We start from the raw sequence: 22,658 nt of genomic DNA, 5'->3' as shown, positions 1-22,658 counted from the left end.
ATGGGCATGGCAAAGCCGGACTAAGATCTGACTGTCTGGTGGCCGGCAGCTGTTGCCACCACTGTTGTTGCGCTCAGGCGGCGCCGGATTGTTTCTCCGCGATACGGAGTTTTGAGTTTTTTGGATTTCTGAAAACCAATGGCTTCACTTCGACACCCGGATGCTTCAAAGGTCCTTCCGCTGCCGTAATCGCATCTAAAACGACCTGGTGATGGGGCGACAGGTCGCAGACCGGATCGGCATTCGCCGCGTCGCCCGTCAGCATATAGGCCTGGCAGCGACAGCCACCAAAGTCCTTGAAGCGTTCGGGACAAGTCCGGCACGGTTCCTTCATCCAGTCAAATCCGCGGAACTTGTTAAAGTCCGGCGACTCGTTCCATATCCATTCGATGCTGTGATTGCGCACATTCGGGAAGGTCATTCCGGGTAACTGGCCCGCCGCGTGACAGGGCAGGGCGGTTCCATCGGGCGTGATGGTGAGGAAGACGGCGCCCCAGCCATTCATGCACGCTTTCGGACGGGTCTCGAAATAGTCCGGCACCACATAGTAGATCTTCATCTTGCCCTTCATTTTTTCCTGATATTCATGGGCGATGGCCTCCGCACGTTCAAGCTGCGCGCGCGTAGGCATGAGCTGATCCCGGTTTACCATGGCCCAGCCGTAATACTGGGTCGTGGCGAGCTCGACATAGTCCGCATTGAGCGCAATCGCAAGCTCCAGGATATCCTGAACCTGGTCTTGGTTCCGACGGTGCAGGACAAAGCACAGCACCATCGGATAATCATATTTTTTAACCAGCCGGGCCATCTCCAGCTTGTGCTGGAAGGCGTCTGTGCCGGCGATAAAATTGTTGAGCTCTTCACTGCTCGCCTGGAAGCTGACCTGAATGTGATCGAGCCCCGCTTTCTTGAATCCTTTGATGCGTTCCTCGTCCATGCCAACCCCGGACGTGATCAGGTTGGTATAGAAGCCAAGCCGGCGTGCCTCGGCGATCAACTCTTCGAGATCGCGCCGCACCAAGGGCTCACCGCCGGAGAACCCGAGCTGGGTGGCCCCCATCGCCCGTGCTTCCCGCATGACGCGTAGCCATTCTTCGGTCGATAGCTCGTTTTTGTACTTGGCAAAATCCACCGGATTGGAGCAATAGGGGCATTGCAGCGGACACTTATAGGTCAGCTCCGCCAGCATCCATAAGGGCTTAGGTTGATTGTTTGGCTCGGATCCAGCCGTTTTCATGGGCCACCTCCAAAAACTTGTAAACGTCAGCACCCAGATCAATATCCAGATACTGGGGCTTCAGATCTTCAATAATATCACTAACGGTCCGCTCACCGTCACACCGTTTCAGTATCTCCCCCGCGCTCGCGCTCAGCTTGACCATGCCTTCAGGGTAAAGAATCACATGGCACTGTTGGGCCTCCTCCCATTGGAAGCGAAACGTCGGTGTGATCTCGGGGATCATGTCGTCACCAATCTCACCACTCATTCGCCATCCTTAATATTGTGGTAAGGCGGCCGGTTCTCGACATACGCCATCCACATTGCATCGAGCATCGTCCATAGAACGTCTAATTTGAACTGCAGGATCCCTAACGCCTTCTCCTGTTGCTCGCGGGTAATGAAGTAACCTAACGTGATATCAAGTCCGTGTTGCACATCACGTCGCGCCTCGGTCAAGCGCTTGCGAAAATAGTTATACCCGTCGGATTGAATCCAGGGATAGTATTCCGGCCACTTCTCTAGCCGCCGCTGGTGGATTTTCGGAGCAAACAGTTCCGTGAGTGAGGAACACGCGGCTTCTTGCCAAGTAGCACGCCGGGCAAAATTGACATAGGCGTCGATTGCAAAGCGCACGCCCGGCAGTACATGTTCTTCAGACCATAGTTCTTCACGGGTGAGCGCAACGGCCTCACCAAGCTGTAGCCACGCCTCGATACCGCCTTCCTCGCCAGCAGTGCCGTCGTGGTCGATGATGCGTTGTATCCAGTGGCGACGTACGTCGCGATCTGAACAGTTGGCCAGGATCGCAGCATCTTTTACGGGAATGCTGATCTGGTAGTAAAAGCGATTCGCCACCCATCCTTGAATCGGCTTCTTGTCGAGTTTCCCTGAGTTCATTAACACATGGAAGTCATGGTTGATGTGGTAGTACTTCTCCTTATCCCGGAGCTTCTGTTCAAACTCTTCTTTCGACCAGGGTAACCTTTCGTCAACGCCCATTGTTCGCCTTTCCTGCTTAAATCTGTATGTCCATTCCGTCGAACGCTACCTCGATACCTTTTGAGGCCAGTATAGCGCGTTCGTCTGAATTGTCGTCGAGGATTGGATTCGTGTTATTGATATGGATCAGGATCTTGCGGGGTTTCTCCAGTGTGTCAAGCACCGAGATCATGCCACCGTCGCCGGATTGCCGTAGATGTCCCATTTCGCTCGCTAGCTTATCACTGATGCCTTCATGGGCGAGCTCATCGTCTGTCCACACCGTTCCATCCACCAGGAGGCAGTCTGCGTCGGCCATGTAACCAAGTACATGGGGCTCGATCTCGCCTAAGCCCGGTACATAGAACAGGTTTTTACCGGTATTCAGATCTTTGATGTGAACGCCAATGTTGTCACCTTTTTCGGGGTTATGGCGGCGAGGCGAGTAGGGTGGCGCCTCGCTTTTTAATGGCACCGCGGTGAAGCGCAACCCGTCCGCTTTTTCGATCGTGAACGATTCGCCATCGTCCAGCGGTATTGCGTGCCACTCGACGCCACAATAGTGTTTCAGCAGTTTTAACAGCGGATATCCTGTCGTGAGGTCTTGATGGACCATTTCCGTACAGTAAATATCCAAAGGACTGCCTTTCTCCCGCAGCATCACCAGCCCAGTCGTATGATCAATCTGCGCGTCAATCAGAACGATTGCGCAGATGGCCGTATCACGCACCGCACGCGCCGGTTGCATAGCGGGAAAAGATTCCAGTTGACTACGAATGTCTGGAGAGGCGTTGAACAATACCCAGTCCAACCCGTTACTGCTCACCGTGATCGACGATTGCGTGCGCGCCTGTCCGCACATTTCACCATTTCTCAGTCTCCGGCAGTTGCGACAGTTGCAGTTCCACTGTGGGAAGCCGCCGCCGGCACCGGAACCCAGTACATGTACGTGCATCGTCTGCTTGCTCGTTGGACCCTATCCTACTTGTCTGCCCTGACAATATAATAATTGGCCCTGCTTAGGCAGCCCTTTCGAGCGCCACCACAGGGCCAGGTTGAAACGATCGGTTAATGCTCGGCAGCGTTTCGGGGCAACAGTCCCCTCCGCCACCTCGCGGAATTCTCGTATTCATAGCGGGCGCCACTTCCTGCCCCGCCTCAATATGACTACCGGTTCTGAATGTACATCGTCACTTCGAAGCCGAAGCGGATGTCGGTGTACTTAGGGGCAGTCCAGGTTATAGCAAAAAATCTCATTAATCAGGTGGTGTAAAACGATTCAGGGGCTGCAAAAAGACAGCCCCTAAACCTGATATACATTAACGATTGTTGATGTACATCGTTACCTCAAAACCAAAACGAATGTCGCTATAATCAGGGGTTTCCCACTTCATGTTGTAATCTCCTCGTTTAAGGTTCAAGACGAATCACCTTGGGATGGCCGATTGGCCGATCCAACCTGGCTTGATCTCGGCACATTGGAAAATTTCTCGGATTAACGCGAACTTTTCCTCGTGTCGTCCCAATACATGCACGGACCGTGCCAATCCCGGGGAGGCCCCCACAGTGGCCGCAAATCAGGCAGATAATTTACAATTAAACAAGACGTTAGCTTATGATGGGTCGATCGCCACTGAGCGCGGGGCGGACCGCATTGAGGGCACGGGAGGCTGGGATCTGGTCCCGTTTAGCCATCGATCTGGTCAATATGAACCAATCGCCGCTTGGCCCCGGTCGTCCCGCATCCTCCCACCCCTCCTAAGATTAGCCAGATGGTTTTACTGGGTTCAGATGGCGACTGATATCAAAATCCCTAATAATGGGTCGGGAGAGCACAATGGCTTTGCCCAATACGCTGCCTGCCGCCGTAGTTGATGGTCGCTTGGGTATTCGAGCTTAGACGCGTCATGGCGCGCGGCGCCATGGAGCAATTGGCCGTAGGAGCAGGTGCGATAAGCATTCTCAGGCTGGCAAGCCTGTGCTCAAGGTGCGCCGAGCATGTCTGAACATATCCTGTTTCTGACCGGGAAGCTTGCGGAGAGGGGCCTCAAGTCCGTCTTGGAGTCCATGCAGCTTACCGGGTTCACGTACGAGGTCTACAATATCGGCGTTAGCGTGGCGGCGCTGATGACCGCGGAAATGATCAAGCGGCGAGTCACGACCGCCCGTGGTGCAGACCGCATCATGGTTCCGGGGCTTTGTTTGGGAGACCTGAACGGCCCTAGCCAACAGTTAGGTGTCCCAATTATTCGGGGGCCCGATGAATTGAAGGATTTACCAGAGTTTTTCGGACAAGCGGGGCAACCACCCGATCTCGGCCGTTATGATGTACGGATCTTCGCTGAGATAGTTGATGCGCCGAACATGGATGTAGACGCGATCGTCAAACAGGCCAAGGTCTATGCTCGAGACGGGGCGGATGTGATTGATCTCGGTTGCCTGCCAAGTATCCCGTTCCCCCACCTGGAGGAGGCGGTAGTGGCGCTTCGGGAAGCCGATTTCCAAGTGAGCGTCGACTCGCTTGAGACAGATGATCTGCTCCGTGGTGGCCGGGCTGGCGCCCATTATTTGCTTAGCCTTAGGGAGAGTACTTTGTGGGTCGCCGATGAAGTCGATTCAGTGCCGGTTTTAATCCCGGATGAGCCGCCAGATCTGGGATCGCTATACCGAGCCATTGAGAACCTGGCAAAGCGTGATAGGCCATTTATTGCCGATACGATTCTAGATCCGATTCATTTTGGCTTCACCCGATCGATATCCCGGTACCAAACGCTACGCGAGCGTTACCCCGATGTTGAGATCATGATGGGTATTGGAAATCTTACTGAACTTACAGACGCCGATACCTCCGGCATCAATGCAGTGCTTATGGGCATCATTTCAGAACTGCATATTACGAGTGTCTTGACTACCCAGGTCAGTCCCCATGCAAGATCCGTTGTGCGGGAAGTGGATAGGGCGCGGCGGATCATGTACGCGGCCCGTGAAGCCAACGATCTGCCACGCGGCTTCGACGATTCGCTTCTGACGACCCATGATCGAAAACCTTTTCCGTATAGCTTGGAGGAGATCGAGGCCCTGGCCAGCCAAATTCGGGACCCCAGCTATCGGGTACAGGTGAGTGACAAAGGTGTTCAGGTGTTTAATCGCGATGGTCTGGTTGTGGGGATCGATCCCTTTGAGCTCTTTACGAAGCTGGACCTGTTGCAGGATGATGCACCGCACGCTTTTTATATGGGGGTGGAGTTGGCCAAGGCGCAGATCGCTTGGCAACTGGGCAAGCGCTATATCCAGGACGAGGAGCTGCGTTGGGGCGCTGCCACCGAACCAAAAGACGAGCCGCTGGAGCAAAGCGCTAAGAGTAAGGGCAAGGTGTCCGTCGAAAAGCAAAATGACAACACTGCCGCCGGCGCCCTGTCGGAATATAAAACTGCAGGGCCTACACTGCAGGCACGCAAGAAAAAACGAAAGGCCTCATGATCCCATGATCTACGAGACGATCATCACAACCAGGAAACCTGATGGCGGCGTACACATTGCACCTATGGGAATTACAAAGGGGGACAATCTTATTGTGGTTGCGCCATTCAGGCCGTCGACAACGCTGGACAACCTGCATCGGACAAGACAGGCCGTCATTAACATGACCGATGATGTTTCCATCGTCGCCGGATGTCTCACCGGGCGCAGGGATTGGCCCACAGTGCCTGCCCAGGTCGTCGATGGCGAACGATTAGCGGCAGCGCTTGCCCACACCGAGATCGAAGTCACCCACATTGAGGAGGACGATCAAAGGCCGCGTTTCTTTTGTGTCACCCGGTACCACGAAACGCACGGGCCATTCAGGGGTTTTAATAGAGCCCAGGCGGCGGTCATTGAGGCGGCGATCCTTGTGAGCCGTCTGGGCATGCTACCTGATGACAAAATTGACAAAGAGATCCGTTACCTTTCCATCGCGATTGATAAAACGGCCGGTGACAAAGAACGACGGGCGTGGGATTGGCTGATGGAAAAGATCAACAGTTTCAGGCGTGATGGCGCAAGTGCGGGGGATGCGGCATGACCGGTATGCTGGCGAGCGTCGCTTCTCTAGACGAGGCGCGCATCGTGCTGGCGGGTGGGGCGGACGTCATTGATTTGAAGGACGCTTCTCAAGGTGCGCTGGGTGCCGTGGCAACAGACCTTATGCGGCAAGTGGTATCCCTGGTGAAAAGACAATGCCTTGTGAGCGCCACGGTCGGTGATTTGCCCATGGAAAGGGACATCGTTCTGCCAGCCGTGTCCAACACGGCCGCGACCGGGGTGGATATCGTCAAGGTTGGTTTTTTCGCTCCGCACATTGGACGCGATTTGCTAAATGGATTGCGCTTGGAGGCTCATCAAGGTGTTCGGATCGTGGCGGTGCTGTTTGCAGACATCGGCATTCGCTTGAGTACATTGTCTCGACTCGCGGATATGGGTGTTTGGGGTGTCATGGTGGATACCGCACAGAAAGCAAAGGGCTCGCTTCGTGAGCGGATCAGCGATGATGTTCTGCTACAATTTGTCCAGGAGGCGCGCGCTTGCAGACTTGTGTGTGGTCTTGCTGGCTCCCTGCGTAGCGACGATATTGTGCCGCTTTTAGCGTTGGAGCCCGATTATCTAGGATTTCGCGGCGCTTTGTGTACCGGTGGACTGAGAACAGCAGGTTTGGATGAAGAGGCTGTCGCAGCTATTCGTGCGCGCATCAGGGAGGCGCGTGGTCGGCCATTGGGACTACGTCGTGCTGAAGGAAGATTGGGCGCCTTTGAGCGATCGATGGCTTATCCGCAATAGGAGGGTTACTTATGGCTAAAATGAGAGAAGTTAAGGAGGAACGGGTATACACGGATCAAGAGGTTGAAGCGAAACTAAAAGATGAAGTGCCAAAATGGTATCTTGAAGACGGTTGGATTCGTCGTAAATATAAAACGAGTGGTTGGAAGGGTACTTTAATGGTCATCAATACGGTGGGACACTTGGCGGAAGCTGGCTTTCATCACCCGGATATCACAGCGTCATATGCCTTTGTCATCGTAAAGTTGAAGAACCATGCAGCCAAAGGAATCACTGATAAGGACTTCGCCCTAGCTGAGAAAATAGAATCCGTCGTCATGTGGCAGCCGGGTAGCGAGGACGGAAGCCCATTGGAGGGGACGCCCGACGATCCGCGTTTCAAATACATCAAATATGATTAGTGTGGCGGCTCTATTGTGTACAACCGGTAGAACGCTAGTCTTCTTCCTTGCGTGTCCATGTGCCAGACGAGCCGCCTGACTTTTCAATAAGGCGGACCGATTCGATCGTCATCCCTCGATCGACGGACTTGCACATATCATAGACTGTTAGCAACGCAGTCTGTACGGCGGAAAGGGCCTCCATCTCAACGCCGGTTTTATCGTGTGTCTCCACGCGGGCTTGACAGTGGACGCAGTTTTCCTGAAGCCGAGTTTGCAATTCGACTTCGACGTGGGTAAGCATCAATGGATGGCACAATGGGATTAGTTCGGCCGTTTTCTTCGCGGCCATGATGCCTGCGATGCGTGCAACAGCCAAGACGTCCCCTTTTTTGTGACCGCCCTCCCGAATGAGTCTCACGGTTTCAGGGTGCATCAAAATCTGCCCTTCGGCGATCGCCACGCGCCGGGTAGCCGTCTTTGTGCCAACGTCTACCATTTGGGCTTCACCCTTGCGGTTGAAATGGGTCAGTTTCGCCACTTTTTTAAAATCACTGACGCTAGGGCCCGTGTCTCGGGTACGCTAATATACGTTAATGCTAGCTAGGTGTTGACGGTAAAATAAACCGTGAATTACCAATACGTATCTAAATGATACGAGCTAATATACTGTTATGTAAATGGGAATGTCTGTTAGTGGCCGTCACTGTAAAATTCTTTGCAAATCTTCGCGAGCGCTTAGGGCGCAGCCAAGAGGTGATCATGCCGGCAGGCCCTTTGACGGTGCGTGAGGTGTGGGACGCTGTGGTAGAAGATGAGTCCTTGCCGGAGAACATTCTCATTGCGGTGAACATGGAGTACGCCCGTCCTGATGCTGAAGTGGGTGACGGCGATGAAGTGGCGTTCTTCCCTCCAGTGACTGGAGGATGACGATGCGGGTCGAACTACGTGACAGTCAATTCAACCCTTGGGTTGAACTCGGTCGTTACCAGGACGTCCTCACAGATAAAGGAACATATGGCGCCACCGCCGTTTTCGTTGGTACGATGCGTGACTTCAATGAAGGGGTTCATGTCATATCAATGTTCTTAGAACATTATCCGGGTATGACTGAGAAACACCTTACGGAGATCAGCGAGCAGGCAATCAGTCGCTGGGATCTCCTTGACACATTGGTCATCCACCGTGTTGGCGAAATTCAGATCAATGAACCGATCGTTTTGGTTGCGGTATGGTCCGCCCATCGGGCGCCAGCATTTGAAGCCTGTCGTTTTATCGTGGAGGATCTTAAGTCTCGCGCACCCTTTTGGAAGCGCGAGTTTTTAGATGAAGGTATACGCTGGGTTGAAGAAAATACGCGACGCTAATGAACCGCTCAGCCGTTCTTAAACCAACCCGAAAAAGGGTTGTACATCGACAAGGGTTTTTGGTTCTACGCTGCTGCGCTCAGATGGCAGCACAATGAAACAGTTGGCTTCAGCCACGGAGCGCAAAATTCCCGAGCCTTGCGGGCCGGTTTTCCTTACCACAAGGCGTCCTTTATCGTCCGGCTCTAGTCGACCCCGCTGATACTCCACCCGCCCGGGCTTTTTCCTGAGTTTGGATAGACAGGGAACCTTGATGGTGAGCGGCTTCGTTTCGCGCTCTCCGGCTATTCGACGCAATGCAGGCTGCACGAATTGATAGAACGTTACCATCACCGACACCGGATTTCCCGGCAGACCAAAGAAATTCTTGTTTTTTATTTTTCCGAATGCCAATGGTCGGCCCGGTTTTATAGCGACGTTCCAGAAACTAACTTTACCGAGCACATCAAGAAGCTCTTTGACAAGATCGGCTTCACCGACTGAAACACCACCGGTCGTGATCACAACGTCCGCTTTGTCGACTGCATCTAACAGGGCTTTACGGATATCTTCGCGCCGATCGCGGACCACGCCCAGATCAAGCGCGTCCGTACCAAGGCGAGTCAGCATACTGTAAAGCGTGTAACGATTGCTGTCGAAGATGGTGCCTTCATCTAATTGTTCACCCACGGAACGAAGTTCGTCGCCAGTGGAAAAATACGCCACGCGTACACGGCGTTTTACTCGTACTTCACTAGACCCAAGTGAGGCAAGAAGCCCCAATGCCGCAGGCATGATCCGTGTACCAGCTGATAAGATGACTTGATTGACGGCAATGTCTTCGCCAGCTTGCCGCACGTTCTCGCCTCGACGGTGGCCCGCACCGATGCGAAGCACATCACCCTCCCGATCTGCCTGTTCTTGGATTATGACTGTATCGGTGCCTTGAGGCATAGCGGCTCCGGTCATAATGCGCACACATTGACCATTTGCCACTTGGTGTTTAAATGGTTTGCCGGCCCAAGCGGTTCCGATCACGTTCAATTCGCGTGTCCCTGCGCTGGGCAGATCGATCGCATTCACCGCGTAGCCATCCATGGCGGAGTTCGTGCTGTAGGGCACATTGATGTTCGAACGGACATCTTCGGCCAGTACGCGACCGAGTACACTTAGAATAGGCACCACTTCCGATTCACTTACAGGCCGTACCGCCGCCGTAATTCTGCTGAGCGCCTCGTCCACGGCCAATGAGTTGCTATCGTGGTCATCCTTGCAACTCCTCTTTGGCGCGACTCCTGTTTTGCTCATGGTTCGTTTGGCCTCATCGAATACGATGCATCTATATTAACGATACAGCCTTCCTAAAGATTCAGCATCATCTTACCTGCATGAGTTTACTTTCGACGGTTTCCACATCTTCAGGCGTGTTGACATTAACAAATGTGTTGGGTTGATCGGAGAAATCTACGATGGTCAGCCGATGTTCTTCGTACCAGCGATCGATCTTTCGTTCACCCCGCTTCAGATAGGCGATGATCGACGACTGCAGATTCCGGTCGAGCAATGCGAAAACTGGCTGCAAGCGTTCGCCATTGTGGGCCACCGCAATCTCTGCCGCCTGTTCCTCGATCCCGCCATAGAGCCTTTTGACTAAATCGGATGGGACAAAAGGGGAGTCACAGGGTGTCGTCACAATGTACGGGGTTTTGGCTGCCTGCATGGCGCTCGCCATCCCAGCTAACGGTCCATAGAATCCGTCCATCAGATCGGCAATGATCGGATATCCATAGGCTGCATAGCGCTCACGATTTCGATTGGCGTTAATGATCATCTCAGCAACCTGAGGCTTAAGCGCACGGATAACGTATTCAACCAAAGGTTTGCCCAGTAACTTGATGAGTCCTTTGTCGCACCCGCCCATACGCTGGGCTCGCCCGCCTGCGAGGATCACACCGGTGATGATCTCTTTAACGTCGCGTTCAGATGGCATATGGCACCAATAGACTACTCCGTTTGCGCTATGTTACTGGTTATCGCGTGCCCGGGGCGGCCATTTTCCTCCTCGTTCATGATGGTAGATGACGTGCTAGCGTAATTTGGCGGGCCAAGGGCCGTTTGATCAATGAGTTTTCCAGATTCTAAATGCAGGTGTCGGTGGGCAAGCCGCCGGATCGGATAAACCTCGTGCGCAGAGACAACGATTGCAAGGCCTTCAGTGCACAGGCGTTTAATCAGAAAATAGGCCTTTTCACAAGCCTCCTTGTCCATACTGGCGGTCGGCTCGTCAAGTAGCAGGGCCCTTGGTGATAGCACCTTCGCCCGCGCAAGGGCGACCCGTTGTTTCTCACCGCAAGACAGCACACGTGCGTCGCGCGTCGCCAGGTGCTCGAGTCCTCCCCATTCTAAAACGTCCTCAACCCGACGCCTGCGCTCGGGTGCCTGGATCCCAATCAGACGTAATCCGTAATCAATGTTTGCTGCCACAGTGTCGTTGAACATATAGGGTTGTTGGTGCAGGTAGATGGTGTGCCGTCGACAATAACGGCCCGCCTGCGGCCAATCGTATCGTTTCCCGTGATATTCCACGTAACCTTGGTCTGGAACACTAATCCCTGCCAGAATCTTTAGTAGTGTTGTCTTTCCTGCGCCATTTCGGCCGCTCAGCACAGTGCACTCGCCTTCGTGCAAGGGGAGTTCCGGTATTTCGAATAGAGGATCTCCGCTGATGCGCTTGTGGAGATGGTAATAGCAAAGTAGAAGACGGTGCACCTGGCTTTTCATGGTGTTATTTCTCCTTTGCCCTGGACAAACGTCAAGGTGACGTTAAGCACGAGTGCTAATAACAATAGGACGATCCCCAGGGCAATACCTTGGGTAAATTCCCCTTTGCTGGTTTCGAGTGCAATGGCGGTCGGAATGTTCCGAGTATAATGCAGGATGTTTCCGCCCACCATCATGGAACTCCCGACCTCAGCGATGATACGCCCAAAGCCAGCAACGATCGCAGCGATCAATCCAAATCGAACCTCGTGCATAAGGGTGACCATGGCCCGCCAGGGTGCAGCGCCGAGTGTCAGTGCTGTTTCCCAAGCTCGCCGATCAGTTGACTGAAACGCCGCATGAGCCATTGCGACCAGTATCGGAAAACATAAAATCATTTGGCCAATGATCATGGCGGTCTGGGTGAACAAAAGCCGTAGGTCACCGAAAGGCCCACTTCGGGATAACAGCAGGTACACGGTTAACCCGACAACGACTGCGGGGATGGCCAGCAGCGTGTGTATCGTGGAGATAAGGATCCGGCGCCCCGGAAAGCGACCATAGGCAAGCGCGAAGGCAAGAACTAGCGCGGCCGGTGTCGCGAACAGGATCGCCCTGAGCGACACGCTGAATGAAATAGCGACGATGGTCCATAGTTCCCGGTCGCCAGCAAAAAGTAGGGCCAGTGCGTTTTGGGTGGCGTCTGCTAGACTGTTCATGGCTTACTTCGCAATCAGCGCTGGCACGAACAACTGCTCACCGTCGATGGTATAGTTTTCGATAAGCCGTTGTGCGGGCGCTCTTGTGATCCATTGTATGAATTCGGTTGCTGCACGGTAATTGACATCGGGATATTTTGCCGGATTGCTGGCAATAATCCCGTATGGGTTAAATAAACGGTCATCGCCCTGAACGAGTACGATCAAAGGGCTGTTCTTCCGATAGGCCAACCAGGTCCCGCGATCGACCAGGGTGTATGCATCGAGCTCTCCGACAATCTGTAGGGTCTTCCCCATACCCTGACCGCTGGCACGGTACCATGTACCGGACGGATCGATGTCAGCAAATTCCCACAACTTCATCTCTCGGGCGTGGGTTCCTGATTGATCGCCTCGGGAGACAAATAGGCTTTGGGCCGTGGCAATCCGTTGTAGTGCATCCACCGCGTCAGTCAGCCCCGCAATGCCCGCGGGGTCATCCCTGGGGCCAACGATTATGAAGTCGTTATACATCACATGGCGGCGGTTTACACCGTAGCCGTCCGCAATCACTTTTTCTTCCGCCTCGCGGGCATGCACGATCACGGCATCCACATCGCCGTTGCCCAGTAGCCGGAGTGCCTTTCCAGTGCCGACGGCAATGACGTGAACTCGATAACCGGCTTCGCGCTCAAACTCTGGGACTAGGATGTCCAGGAGCCCCGAGTTTTCAAGACTGGTGGTGGTAGCAATCCGCAGGAAGGTATCATCCGCAAAACCCGGTACTCCGGCCAGGACGAGGGTCATGATGAAGAACAGATGGGGCAGGCCTCTTGGGACTCCGGTGCGAATCATAGTCAATGGCCCGTTGAGCCACGCTAATGATGTGGTAGCCATATTGAACCGGTCCTCAGAATGCACGGCCTATGATCTAAATTGAGCGGCAGGGTTTTGGCAATAGTTGATTTAAAGTGCAACGATTTTTACGCACCAATATAGGCGTTCGCCGTACGAATCGGTAGGATAGACGAGGTGTGTACCTAGGGGGATCGTCATGAATGAAGACACCTTTAATATGGAGATACGCAAGTTCTTAAAGCGCGTCGGTGTGGCATCACAACGCGCGATCGAGGAGGCCGTGCGGGATGCATTGAGGGCGGGGAAGATCAGCGGCAAGGAGCGGCTTAAGGCCACCATGCGCCTCGATGTGGCTGACATCGGTTTGAGCTCCACCATCGAGGGCGATATCGCGCTGGAATGAGACTCAATGGCGACGCTGGCCATCCAAAGAAGGCACAAAGCCAGCACCTGTGGTATTTATGGGTCCCCTCCGGCCGGCCATCATCGGGGCACGGCCTTTGGCCTGGCGAACCGGCGACCCTCATTCCCCGTTGCAGCATCAAGTATAAGCTGTTAACTTTCAGGTTATTATAAGATCTACTTAATAAATCTCTCTAGCCTGTGCGCTGCTTGACTTGGGAGGTGGTATTGGCGATGCTCTGCCCCGGGGATCGAATTCCGCGTGAGGCCCGCTCTCGTGTTGACTCAATGATCTTGGGGGATACTCACTACGTGGAAAAATAAACACGGGTGCTGAGAGGCACTGATTCCAAGGAGATTGTTCATGGCGGGTCTATTATCGAAAGAAAGAATCGTTGCCAAGCCGGGTTTTAACCGCTGGCTAGTCCCCCCGGCCTCTATTGCTATTCACCTCTGTATCGGATCTGTGTATGCCTGGAGCATCTTCAATCCGGCGCTGATTAAGGCCTATGGCGTTGTGACGCCCGCCTCAGGGGATTGGTCGCTGAAAGATGTGGTTTGGATCTTTACCGTTGCGATCGTCTTCCTCGGCCTCGCTGCTGCGTTTGCCGGCCGATGGCTCGAAAAAGTCGGGCCGCGCATGGTGGGTGTGGTGGCCGCTTGTGGCTGGGGGGGCGGCTTTATCGTCGGAGGGATAGGGATCCTCCTGCATCAGCTGTGGTTGGTTTACCTGGGTTACGGTGTCATCGGCGGCTGCGGACTGGGGTTGGGCTATGTCTCCCCAGTGGCCACGCTGATTCGCTGGTTTCCTGACCGGCGCGGCATGGCCGCCGGGATGGCCATCATGGGATTCGGTGGCGGCGCCATGATCGGGGCGCCACTCATAGAGTTTTTCCTGAAGCTCTACTACAGGGCGCCGGAGTACCTGGGCCCCGTTGACCAAGTCAACCTTGTGACTGAAGTGGGGAAGCGCTTTGCGGAGGTGGCAGGCCAGCTCCAAGAGGTGGCGGTGGTCGGTGCCAACGAGGTCGCCCGGATGGTCGTCCCCGGGCCGGAGGGTGTCTACTTGGTAGGGACCGGCACGGTTGGCGTTGCTCAGACCTTTTTTAGCTTGGGCATTGTCTATTTTGTCGTCATGATGATCGCCGCTTTCTCGTACCGCATACCACGGCCCGGATGGAAGCCGGAAGGGTGGACGCCACCGGATGAGGCCCATGCGGCGGCGAAGATGATCACCCAGCACCATGTGGATATCGATCAGGCGCTCAAAACCCGGCAGTTCTATCAGCTCTGGATTGTATTGTGCTTTAACGTGACGGCGGGTATTGGCGTTCTGGGTGTCGCCAAGACGATGATGACAGAGATCTTCGGTACCACGCTGCCTTCCGTCGTAGACGGGGCGTTTGCCGCGACTTATGTGTTGATGATCAGTGTCTTTAACATGATTGGCCGGTTTTTCTGGGCGAGCACGTCTGACTTTATCGGGCGTAAGAACACCTATTGGATTTTTTTCGCATTAGGTATCCTACTTTATTGTTCGATTCCCTATACCGCTCAGCAGGTGAGCGTACAACCCGTCGTCATCTGGCTCGTGTATTTCTACGCCGCCACCATGATCATCTTCACCATGTACGGCGGCGGCTTCGCAACCATTCCAGCGTATCTTGCGGACATGTTTGGGACCAAGTATGTCGGTGGCATTCATGGGAGGTTGCTTACGGCCTGGAGCACCGCAGGGGTGCTTGGCCCCTTGGCAATCACATCTTTGCGCGAGCGATCCATCGACCGGGCGATCAATGACCTCGTACAGAAGATCGATCCGCAAACGTTTGCGGCGGCCTTTGGCGCCGGGATGGACCAGCTGCAACTCTTGGTCCAACAAAAGACGGTGACCATCGCAAAACTCATGGAAATTGTGCCACCGGGAACCGTCGATCCCACCAGCAATCTCTACAATACGACGATGTATCTCATGGCAGCGCTGCTGGCCATTGCACTCGTGAGTAATGCATTAATGCGCCCTGTAAGTGATAAGCATTATATGACTAAGGAGGAACTTGAAACGGCCAAGGTCTAGTGGTGGGGATGTGGTCGTCTAGGTGTTTGCTTTCAGTTCGGAGCTGTGGGGGAGGAGACTTACCAATCTTTGTACGGGTGGTTTGCGAGGCATACGTTGTAGTAGCGCGGATCATCCGAAACCTCTTCACCGAGCCATTTCGGCCGTTCGAAGGATTCATCGACATCTGTCAGCTCAATCTCAGCGACAATCAGGCCTTTATTATCTCCCTCGAAGACATCGATCTCCCATGTGTGATCAGCGTGCTTTACCAGGTAGCGGGTTTTTTCGATGTGAGGTCTACTGCTGAGATATTTCAATATCGCCTCCGCGTCGCCTAGGGGGATCGCATAATCGAACTCCGTGCGTGTGACGGTGAACGTTGCGCTCTTCAAATTCAATGATCCTTTATCGCCCGCAATCCGCACCCGAATGGAACACTTGTCAGTGTTGGCAAGGTATCCCTGGCGGTAATAAACGCCCTCCGAAGCCTGTTGGCGCCATTCATTGCTTCGAATGAGAAACTTTCGTTCGATTTCCCAGCCCATTGGTTTTCCGACGTGCTATAGGTCTTTCCTTTCCTGCGGTATCACAGGCTGATTTTGACACGAGATCCCGACGCCGTTAAGGTGCGTTCGGCACTTTCTGGACGCATATTGTTGAAAAACGCAAAGGCAGGTTGGACTGATGGGTAAACACTCTCCAGTATGGCCGTCGGTGTTATTGAATCGCCGCATCGGTGTCATGCCATTGTTTGGGTTTGCTTCAGGCCTGCCGCTGGCGTTGACAGCCGGTACCGTCCAGGCGTGGCTGACTGTTGCGGCGGTCGATATCCGCACCATCGGGATCTTTAGTCTAGTCGGCTTGCCGTATGTGTTGAAGTTTCTCTGGTCGCCGATCATGGATCGGTATGTCCCCCCATGGTTAGGAAGGCGGCGGGGCTGGATGCTGCTTGCCCAGCTCGGGCTCATGGTTTTTCTGGGGTTGATGGCCTACAGCTCGCCGCAACAAGCCCCCATGGCATTCGGCGTGCTCGCCTTGGCTGTAGCCTTTCTCTCCGCCTCCCAGGACATTGCCGTGGATGCGTATCGAGCCGATACGCTGCGACCCGCCGAACGGGGATTTGGTGTCGGGATCTTTGTGGCCGGCTACCGCATCGGGCTCCTCGTGGCTGGGGCACTGGCGCTCATTATGGCGGAGCGGGTCGGTTGGCAGGCGACCTATTTGATCATGGCGGGGTTGGTCAGCATCGGGCTTTTGGCGACGTTCGTGGGGCCTGAGCCGACATGGCAGGCGGCGCCTCCACCTACCCTTGCCGATGCCATCGTCCAGCCGTTTAAAGAATTCCTAACCCGCCCGAGTGCAGTGATGCTGCTCCTGCTCGTCGTCCTGTATAAACTGGGTGACGCCTTCGCCGGCACCCTCACCACGGCATTTTTGATAGGCGGCGTGGGTTTTTCACTCTCGGACGTCGGGATCATCAACAAGGGACTGGGCCTGGCCTCACTCCTGATTGGCGCGCTGTTCGGGGGTGCCATCATGGTCCGGTTGGGATTATTTAGCTCGCTGCTTCTCTTCGGCGTCCTGCAGGCTGTCTCCAATCTCGGCTTCATGGTCCTGGCGTGGGTTGGCAAGAGCTACTGGCTCATGGCACTCACCGTCGGCTTTGAAAACCTCGCCGGGGGCATGGGCACCGCGGCCTTTGTGGCGCTATTAATGGCACTATGTCATCACCGCTACACGGCCACACAGTTTGCTTTGTTGACGGCGCTCGCAGCGTTTGGACGTGTATTTGTCGGTCCACCGTCCGGTTATGTGGTGGAGGGGATTGGCTGGGTGAACTTCTTTATGATGACGTTTGTTCTTGCGCTACCCGGACTCTTCCTCTTGTGGTATCTGCGATCGCACGTGAAGGCGCTGGACCAGCCCGTCTAGGTGAAGCCCTTGTGTAACGTCAGTTTAGATATGTGCGTCGTAGCTAAGTGATTACTGCGCAAATACCACCCCGACGCGGGTCACCGGCTCCGCTCAACGTCTTACTTTGTAGGTTATACGCGGCCGTATGGGTGCCACCGAAAAATATATTCTTTTCTTTCCACGCCTTGTGATTGGGAAATGAGGCGACGAGTTCATCGATTTCCGTGGGATCGAATCCATATTCAACGTTAAGCATCCCGTCCTCAAAGTGGATGCGCGGACCCTCGACTGCGTCTTCAACAGTCATATCGAAATCGATCAAATTAATTAATACCTGTAACAAGGCAGTTCGTATCCTGTTCGAGCCACCGGAACCTGTGACAATAACGTCGCTTTTGTCGGTGAATGCTAGGGTTGGTGACATCATCGATGACATCCGGGAATTCACTGGCCATGAATCAAATCCCCGGGGATTGATATCTTCCTCGCCGAGCATGTTGTTTAACATGATGCCGGTACCTGGGACTACGTAACCGCAACCTTCACCATTTGATACGGTTAGACTAGCCATGTTTCCGTTGGCGTCGATCACACTGATATGGGTTGTTCCTCTCTGGCAGCTTGCTCGCTCTAGGATGTCATGGCGATAGCGTCGTAAGAGTTTTTCATTTAACAAACTTTCTGCACCGGTGCTTTCAATCGTCTCGGCCAACTTGCTTTCAATCCGTGCTTTATTGGTCGAAGCCATCGTCGATGCCAACAATTGAAGGTAGGGAACAGAGCCAAAGCCAAGCGCACGGAGGTCGCATTGTTCAAGAAGCTTAAGCGAGAATCCCATCAGGATTCCGCCGAATGACGGCGGTGGATTAGTCAGCAATCGAGTGTTTCGATATGTGATATCAAGAGGCTTGCGCTTATGTACGCGATACCCCCTAAGATCATCAGCTGTAAGATGCCCCCCGTTCTCATGGCAATCGCGCACGAGAAATTGGGCGATCTCGCCTTCATAGAAAAGTGGTTCTCCTTCTAATACGAGCAATTCCAGCGTATCGGCCAGCTCGGGATAACGCATAACCTCATCCTCGAATGGGAGATGACCATCGCTAACCTTGCTGGAAAAAACTGCTCTGGCACCGTTCGTGGATAGATAGATCTTCTCAATGATGCGATAGATCAATGCTTGCAACGCATTGACCCGAACGCCTTGACGGGCAAGCATGATGGCGGGTTCGACGATCTTAGTAATCGGCAGGGTGCAAAGATCCCGGTGGATGCTAAATATGCCCTTTACGGTTCCGGGTGTTGCGATGGATCCCATACCGATATGGAATTCCTGTTTGACGGTACCAAAATCTGCGTGTATCGGATAGAAATGGCACTCGGCCCCGTTTCGTTTCTGATTCGGCGTTTGTGTGAAAAAGTCGTAGACAACGTTTTGTTCATCACGCGTGTGACAAAGTAAGAATCCACCACCCCCGAGTGATGCGAGCACTGACTCCGATACGCATGCAGTAAATAGGGCGGCGAGGACTGCATCAAATGCGTTACCGCCGTCACGCAAAATAATTGCCGCCGCCTCAACCGTTTTCTCGTGGCCAGCAGCGATAACGCCTCTAGATTTCATCTATGGTTTAAAAACCTTTGCGATAACGTGGCTCGTTACGTGCTCTAAAGATACCATACTGAGATACCTGCCTGACATAAACAACATGTGCCGAAGATAGGGTGTCTGATACAAGGGGATACTTGAAGACCGCGTCACGGAGCAGGATATCAAGTTAAATTTGGTGATCCATGCAGGTGAGGACGACCACTATGGCTATCCTCGATGCCACGGGTCTGCGGCGTTGGCAAACTGCGGTCTACGGAGACAATAGACCACTGGGACAGGGTCCCGCTACGTTGAAGGCGCGGCGAGGTCCGTGCTAGATGAGTTGGGAAAAAGGCAACGCCCTAGCGGCACACGGATCAGAGCCCGACCAACGGAGCTGTCCTCATGAAATCCACACAATCCCTATGACACTCCGTCCTGACCTTCGTGCCAGCCTCACGCGTATCGCTTTAGTGGTGAGCGCGGCCTCCGCTGCGGTGCCCGGCACGATGGCCGCGATGGTGGCCTTGGAATTGGGTCGTGCTGTGGCGAGTAAAATGGCGCCCACGCTGGGAACGATGGTGGCCTTGGAATTGGGTCGTGCTGTGGGGAATAAAATGGTGCCCACGGTTGAAATGGTGACTACGGACACTACTGTGGTGACCGCGGTGCCCACGGAGGAAATGGTGACTACGGACACTATTGTGGTGACCGCGGTGAATTCGCTGGTGTCCATGGTGGCGGAATCCCACGTTGCTAAAGCCAATATGGATACCTGTATGGTGCCCGAAGGCGCCATGGATGCTGGTGCCGCCCGCATAGCTGGCCGGGGCGAAGATGACTAATGTGAGCGAAGCGAGTGCGCTTGCTGCGGTAAGGGCTCTTTTGGCCATGTTAATCTCCTCCACGTTCGCATGCCTGCTAATATAGACTAACGAATATTTATTTAGTTTCGAACAAATACTTGAGAGCAGGTTCGCGAAGGGCTCTGGCTGTTGTAGCACGCAGCGCAAACACAGCGCGGCATTGTTCCAACGGGCAAGTGGAACGGTCGGCTTGCGATGTCACGAGGGTGATGTGATGGGTGTGCCAAGGCTTGAAATCGAGTACTGCACACAGTGTGGGTTTATTCTCCGGGCAGGCTGGATGGCGCAGGAGTTATTGATGACGTTTGCGACTGAGCTCGGGGAGGTGGCCCTGGTGCCTGGCCGTGAAGGGGTCTTTGATGTGCGCCTTGATGGCGACATCGTCTTTTCCCGCAAAGTCGCGAAACGTTTCCCAGACTCCAAGGAAATCAAACAGTTGGTGCGGGATCGGATCGCCCCGGGCAAAGATTTGGGGCACAGCGATCGGAACTAACGAATCTGACGTGCGGCGCAACAAGGGTCCACCCACTGGGCTTAAGCGCTGGCACTATTGATTTTGCAGTCTGGGGATGCGCCTCAGTTGAGATCTCTGGCCACGCGCAGCCCGATGAAATCGTAGGTTGTATTCGGATCAAATCTATCGCGGTTGCCGCTACGCAGTGAAAGCGGTGGACTCGTGTAGGATCCACCGCGGGCAACGCGCGCCTCACAGTCAGCATCCGACCACACACTGCCATCCGTGGGTGCCCCCTCGTAATTTTTATGGTAGCAATCAGCGAGCCACTCCGCCACGTTACCCGCCGTGTCGTATAGGCCGAGTTGGTTCGGTTTATACTGCCCCACGATCGTTGGTTCACGGGGCATTAAACCATTCGCGCATCCGAAACAGTGGGCATCGACCCCCTGGATATCAAAGCCCCACCAGTACGGCGTATCTTGGCGGCCGGACGCTGTGTATTCCCACTCGGCTTCGCTGGGTAGGCGATAGCGTTGCCCGGTCTTTCTAGATAACCACCTGGCGTATTCATTAGCATCGCGCCAGGTCATAAATGCTGCCGGGAGCTTACCATTGCCCTTTACCGTTTTCCTTCGAGTGGCCCGCGCGAATTGGTTGTATTCATTGACAGTGATCTCGTACTTGCTTATGGCAAATGACTTTATGTGGACTGTATGTTGCGGCCATTCGTCAGCGTGAACGGATGTGCGGGAACTCCCCATCTCGAAGGTACCGCCTGGAATACGCACCATATCGGGACCGAGCCCACCACCAGCCTTGAAAGGATCTCGAAAGGCTTTTCCAATGTCTACAATGGGTTCTGGTTTTACTGGCGGTTCAATCATCGCGATCTCTTCGCCTCCAGGTTCCTCGGCTTCCGGGGCCTCGAGGAGCGGGGTAGGCGGCTCGACCGCAATCTCGGCCTGCTCGGGCTCAGGGCGCTCGGGTTCAGCGATCCATTCTTCCTCGACTTCAATTGTCTCAACTGGCGCGACTGTAGGAGATGTCGGCTTGATGGTTTCTTGAATGGGGTTGAAGTAAAAATAACTGAATGTTGCGCCAGCGAAGAGGACAAAGCCGAGAACTCCTAGCATGATGCCAACATTTGGCCTAAGTGGCCGCTCTTCGATGGATTTTTTCTCAACTGCGGCCACAGCGGGTTGTGGTTGTTCTGGAACCGCGGGCTCTTCTCGTTCCACGCTTTCGAGTACTATTTCTTCCTCTACGTCCACGACGTCAATCACGATAATGGTTGCGTTGTCTTGACGTGGCACGTCAGCGTCGTCGACGGCCTTGAGCAAAGCATCAGTACATTGTTTTGGAGTTTCCGATTTTTTTGAGTAACGGATTATCTTGCCGGCACTTAATGTGTCTAAACCGTCACTGCAGATGATGATTCGATCTCCCGCTTGAAGCTTCACAGGCGTGTCAGGTGAATCGATATCTGGGATTTCCTCTCCCGTCAAACCGCTCATGAGCATGTTGCGGGAAAGCGCTGGCTCGGCTTTGACTGGTTTGCCTTCAGCCGCCATCTTGTCTAGGTATCCGCCGTAGCTATGGTCGGCATTTTGTTTTGCCAGTTTACCGTCGCGGAGCAGATACAAGTGGCTGTCTCCAACGCTCACGCACCACATGTTGCCGTTTTGAAACACCGTGGAAACCATTGTGCAGCCCATGCCATCAAGCGCCGGCGTTTCTTTCACGGTTTCTGTGATGGCGTTATTTGCCTTGTGAATACTCTCCTTTAAGATCTTGGGGATTTTGTCGCTCGGATAATTGCTGGTAAAGTGACTGTTAAAAGCCTGTACGGCCATGTTGCTCGCGACATTTCCGGCTGCATGCCCGCCCATCCCGTCAGCAACGATCACAAGCGAGCTTGATTTGCCTTCATTGTCGGTGAGGTGAGTGATCAGAAAGGCGTCTTCCTGGTAATCGCGCGCGCCTTCGATCTGTGCCCCCGAAATTTCGAATTGGAGGGTCATCTATAACTCCGTCCGTGACCTGATATTCGGCTAGGTTCAAGGTATTGAATTGGCCCTATTCCCATGGCGAGTGCACCATTCTAGTCCTTTTTAAAACAATAAGTTACGCTCTTTTCGTGTAGGTGAAGTAATCGTACCAGCCCGCGTAAATTTACACAAAACAAATATCGATTCCGAGTAAAAACGATCCTTGGATGGACGTTGTTCGGTATGCGCTGCCAATAGTCCATCTTGGGATCATGGGCAGCCAGCGGGCGTAGCCATCGCTGAACATGACCTTTCATGGCGCGT

26 protein-coding genes are annotated in these 22,658 nt (G+C 54.0%); 11 read left to right on the top strand and 15 right to left on the bottom strand.

The window, feature by feature from the left end:
• Nucleotides 1-73: 73 nt before the first annotated feature.
• The 5 genes from pqqE to pqqA all read right to left on the bottom strand — a co-directional run bounded on the left by pqqE (nt 74) and on the right by pqqA (nt 3,594).
• Entirely contained in the window at nt 74-1,237 is a 1,164-nt protein-coding gene (gene pqqE, locus O6944_07025) for a pyrroloquinoline quinone biosynthesis protein PqqE (protein ID MCZ6718885.1), read from the bottom strand.
• Nucleotides 1,200-1,487, bottom strand: coding sequence for a pyrroloquinoline quinone biosynthesis peptide chaperone PqqD (gene pqqD, locus O6944_07020; protein ID MCZ6718884.1), 288 nt, complete (start codon nt 1,485-1,487; stop codon nt 1,200-1,202). The genes pqqE and pqqD overlap by 38 nt, the downstream gene beginning before the upstream one ends.
• Nucleotides 1,484-2,221 (bottom strand): pyrroloquinoline-quinone synthase PqqC, encoded by a 738-nt coding sequence (gene pqqC, locus O6944_07015; protein MCZ6718883.1) that lies wholly within the window; start codon nt 2,219-2,221, stop codon nt 1,484-1,486. Before pqqC ends, pqqD begins: the two co-directional genes overlap by 4 nt.
• Before the next feature lie 16 nt (nt 2,222-2,237).
• Entirely contained in the window at nt 2,238-3,155 is a 918-nt protein-coding gene (gene pqqB / locus O6944_07010; protein MCZ6718882.1) for a pyrroloquinoline quinone biosynthesis protein PqqB, read from the bottom strand.
• 364 nt (nt 3,156-3,519) lie between these two features.
• Entirely contained in the window at nt 3,520-3,594 is a 75-nt protein-coding gene (gene pqqA, locus O6944_07005; GenBank protein ID MCZ6718881.1) for a pyrroloquinoline quinone precursor peptide PqqA, read from the bottom strand.
• Between the two features lie 604 nt (nt 3,595-4,198).
• Between pqqA and O6944_07000 the strand changes: the two genes are divergently transcribed.
• Genes O6944_07000 through O6944_06985 form a run of 4 tightly spaced genes read left to right on the top strand, consistent with a single transcriptional unit; the run spans nt 4,199 to nt 7,416 of the window.
• Entirely contained in the window at nt 4,199-5,680 is a 1,482-nt protein-coding gene (locus O6944_07000) for a DUF6513 domain-containing protein (GenBank protein ID MCZ6718880.1), read from the top strand.
• A gap of 4 nt (nt 5,681-5,684) precedes the next feature.
• Nucleotides 5,685-6,263 (top strand): DUF447 family protein, encoded by a 579-nt coding sequence (locus tag O6944_06995; protein MCZ6718879.1) that lies wholly within the window; start codon nt 5,685-5,687, stop codon nt 6,261-6,263.
• Complete coding sequence (locus O6944_06990; GenBank protein ID MCZ6718878.1) at nt 6,260-7,015, top strand: (5-formylfuran-3-yl)methyl phosphate synthase; 756 nt, start codon at nt 6,260-6,262, stop codon at nt 7,013-7,015. The genes O6944_06995 and O6944_06990 overlap by 4 nt, the downstream gene beginning before the upstream one ends.
• Nucleotides 7,016-7,026: 11 nt before the next feature.
• Complete coding sequence (locus O6944_06985; GenBank protein MCZ6718877.1) at nt 7,027-7,416, top strand: 4a-hydroxytetrahydrobiopterin dehydratase; 390 nt, start codon at nt 7,027-7,029, stop codon at nt 7,414-7,416.
• Between the two features lie 34 nt (nt 7,417-7,450).
• On the opposite strand, the gene moaC is transcribed toward O6944_06985, so the two are convergent.
• The gene (gene moaC / locus O6944_06980) at nt 7,451-7,936 is read right to left on the bottom strand and encodes a cyclic pyranopterin monophosphate synthase MoaC (GenBank protein MCZ6718876.1); all 486 of its coding nucleotides are present in this window, start codon (nt 7,934-7,936) and stop codon (nt 7,451-7,453) included.
• 155 nt (nt 7,937-8,091) lie between these two features.
• On the opposite strand from moaC, the gene O6944_06975 reads away from it, so the two are divergent.
• A complete protein-coding gene (locus O6944_06975) occupies nt 8,092-8,325 on the top strand; it encodes a MoaD/ThiS family protein (protein ID MCZ6718875.1) in 234 nt (77 codons plus the stop codon).
• Between the two features lie 2 nt (nt 8,326-8,327).
• Entirely contained in the window at nt 8,328-8,762 is a 435-nt protein-coding gene (locus O6944_06970) for a molybdenum cofactor biosynthesis protein MoaE (GenBank protein ID MCZ6718874.1), read from the top strand.
• A gap of 18 nt (nt 8,763-8,780) precedes the next feature.
• Here O6944_06970 and O6944_06965 read toward each other — a convergent pair whose 3' ends face one another.
• The 5 genes from O6944_06965 to O6944_06945 form a co-directional block, all read right to left on the bottom strand.
• Complete coding sequence (locus O6944_06965; protein MCZ6718873.1) at nt 8,781-10,049, bottom strand: molybdopterin molybdotransferase MoeA; 1,269 nt, start codon at nt 10,047-10,049, stop codon at nt 8,781-8,783.
• A gap of 67 nt (nt 10,050-10,116) precedes the next feature.
• Nucleotides 10,117-10,731 (bottom strand): molybdenum cofactor guanylyltransferase, encoded by a 615-nt coding sequence (gene mobA / locus O6944_06960; GenBank protein ID MCZ6718872.1) that lies wholly within the window; start codon nt 10,729-10,731, stop codon nt 10,117-10,119.
• Nucleotides 10,732-10,745: 14 nt separating this feature from the next.
• Nucleotides 10,746-11,522, bottom strand: a complete 777-nt coding sequence (locus tag O6944_06955) for an ABC transporter ATP-binding protein (protein ID MCZ6718871.1) — start codon at nt 11,520-11,522, stop codon at nt 10,746-10,748.
• Complete coding sequence (locus O6944_06950) at nt 11,519-12,220, bottom strand: ABC transporter permease (protein MCZ6718870.1); 702 nt, start codon at nt 12,218-12,220, stop codon at nt 11,519-11,521. Before O6944_06950 ends, O6944_06955 begins: the two co-directional genes overlap by 4 nt.
• A gap of 3 nt (nt 12,221-12,223) precedes the next feature.
• Nucleotides 12,224-13,096: a substrate-binding domain-containing protein gene (locus tag O6944_06945; protein ID MCZ6718869.1), complete on the bottom strand. Its 873-nt coding sequence runs from the start codon at nt 13,094-13,096 to the stop codon at nt 12,224-12,226.
• A gap of 157 nt (nt 13,097-13,253) precedes the next feature.
• Between O6944_06945 and O6944_06940 the strand changes: the two genes are divergently transcribed.
• Together O6944_06940 and O6944_06935 are read left to right on the top strand one after the other, a co-directional pair.
• Nucleotides 13,254-13,460, top strand: a complete 207-nt coding sequence (locus O6944_06940; GenBank protein MCZ6718868.1) for a DUF6494 family protein — start codon at nt 13,254-13,256, stop codon at nt 13,458-13,460.
• A 363-nt stretch (nt 13,461-13,823) separates the two neighbouring features.
• Nucleotides 13,824-15,536 (top strand): OFA family MFS transporter, encoded by a 1,713-nt coding sequence (locus O6944_06935; protein MCZ6718867.1) that lies wholly within the window; start codon nt 13,824-13,826, stop codon nt 15,534-15,536.
• A gap of 59 nt (nt 15,537-15,595) precedes the next feature.
• Here O6944_06935 and O6944_06930 read toward each other — a convergent pair whose 3' ends face one another.
• Nucleotides 15,596-16,063, bottom strand: coding sequence for a CYTH domain-containing protein (locus O6944_06930; protein MCZ6718866.1), 468 nt, complete (start codon nt 16,061-16,063; stop codon nt 15,596-15,598).
• A gap of 139 nt (nt 16,064-16,202) precedes the next feature.
• On the opposite strand from O6944_06930, the gene O6944_06925 reads away from it, so the two are divergent.
• Nucleotides 16,203-17,450, top strand: a complete 1,248-nt coding sequence (locus O6944_06925) for an MFS transporter (GenBank protein ID MCZ6718865.1) — start codon at nt 16,203-16,205, stop codon at nt 17,448-17,450.
• A gap of 43 nt (nt 17,451-17,493) precedes the next feature.
• On the opposite strand, the gene ggt is transcribed toward O6944_06925, so the two are convergent.
• Nucleotides 17,494-19,056 (bottom strand): gamma-glutamyltransferase, encoded by a 1,563-nt coding sequence (gene ggt, locus O6944_06920; GenBank protein MCZ6718864.1) that lies wholly within the window; start codon nt 19,054-19,056, stop codon nt 17,494-17,496.
• A 305-nt stretch (nt 19,057-19,361) separates the two neighbouring features.
• Between ggt and O6944_06915 the strand changes: the two genes are divergently transcribed.
• Together O6944_06915 and O6944_06910 are read left to right on the top strand one after the other, a co-directional pair.
• The gene (locus O6944_06915; protein ID MCZ6718863.1) at nt 19,362-19,868 is read left to right on the top strand and encodes a hypothetical protein; all 507 of its coding nucleotides are present in this window, start codon (nt 19,362-19,364) and stop codon (nt 19,866-19,868) included.
• 235 nt (nt 19,869-20,103) lie between these two features.
• Nucleotides 20,104-20,382: a SelT/SelW/SelH family protein gene (locus tag O6944_06910; GenBank protein MCZ6718862.1), complete on the top strand. Its 279-nt coding sequence runs from the start codon at nt 20,104-20,106 to the stop codon at nt 20,380-20,382.
• Nucleotides 20,383-20,465: 83 nt separating this feature from the next.
• On the opposite strand, the gene O6944_06905 is transcribed toward O6944_06910, so the two are convergent.
• Nucleotides 20,466-22,367 (bottom strand): SUMF1/EgtB/PvdO family nonheme iron enzyme, encoded by a 1,902-nt coding sequence (locus O6944_06905; protein ID MCZ6718861.1) that lies wholly within the window; start codon nt 22,365-22,367, stop codon nt 20,466-20,468.
• Nucleotides 22,368-22,447: 80 nt separating this feature from the next.
• Nucleotides 22,448-22,658: hypothetical protein (locus tag O6944_06900; GenBank protein ID MCZ6718860.1), on the bottom strand; the 211-nt coding region annotated here is incomplete at its 5' end.

The sequence above is a fragment of the Gammaproteobacteria bacterium genome (genome assembly GCA_027296625.1).
Classification (GTDB): domain Bacteria; phylum Pseudomonadota; class Gammaproteobacteria; order JAKEHO01; family JAKEHO01; genus JAKEHO01.
This window is presented reverse-complemented; position numbering and strand designations above follow the sequence as displayed.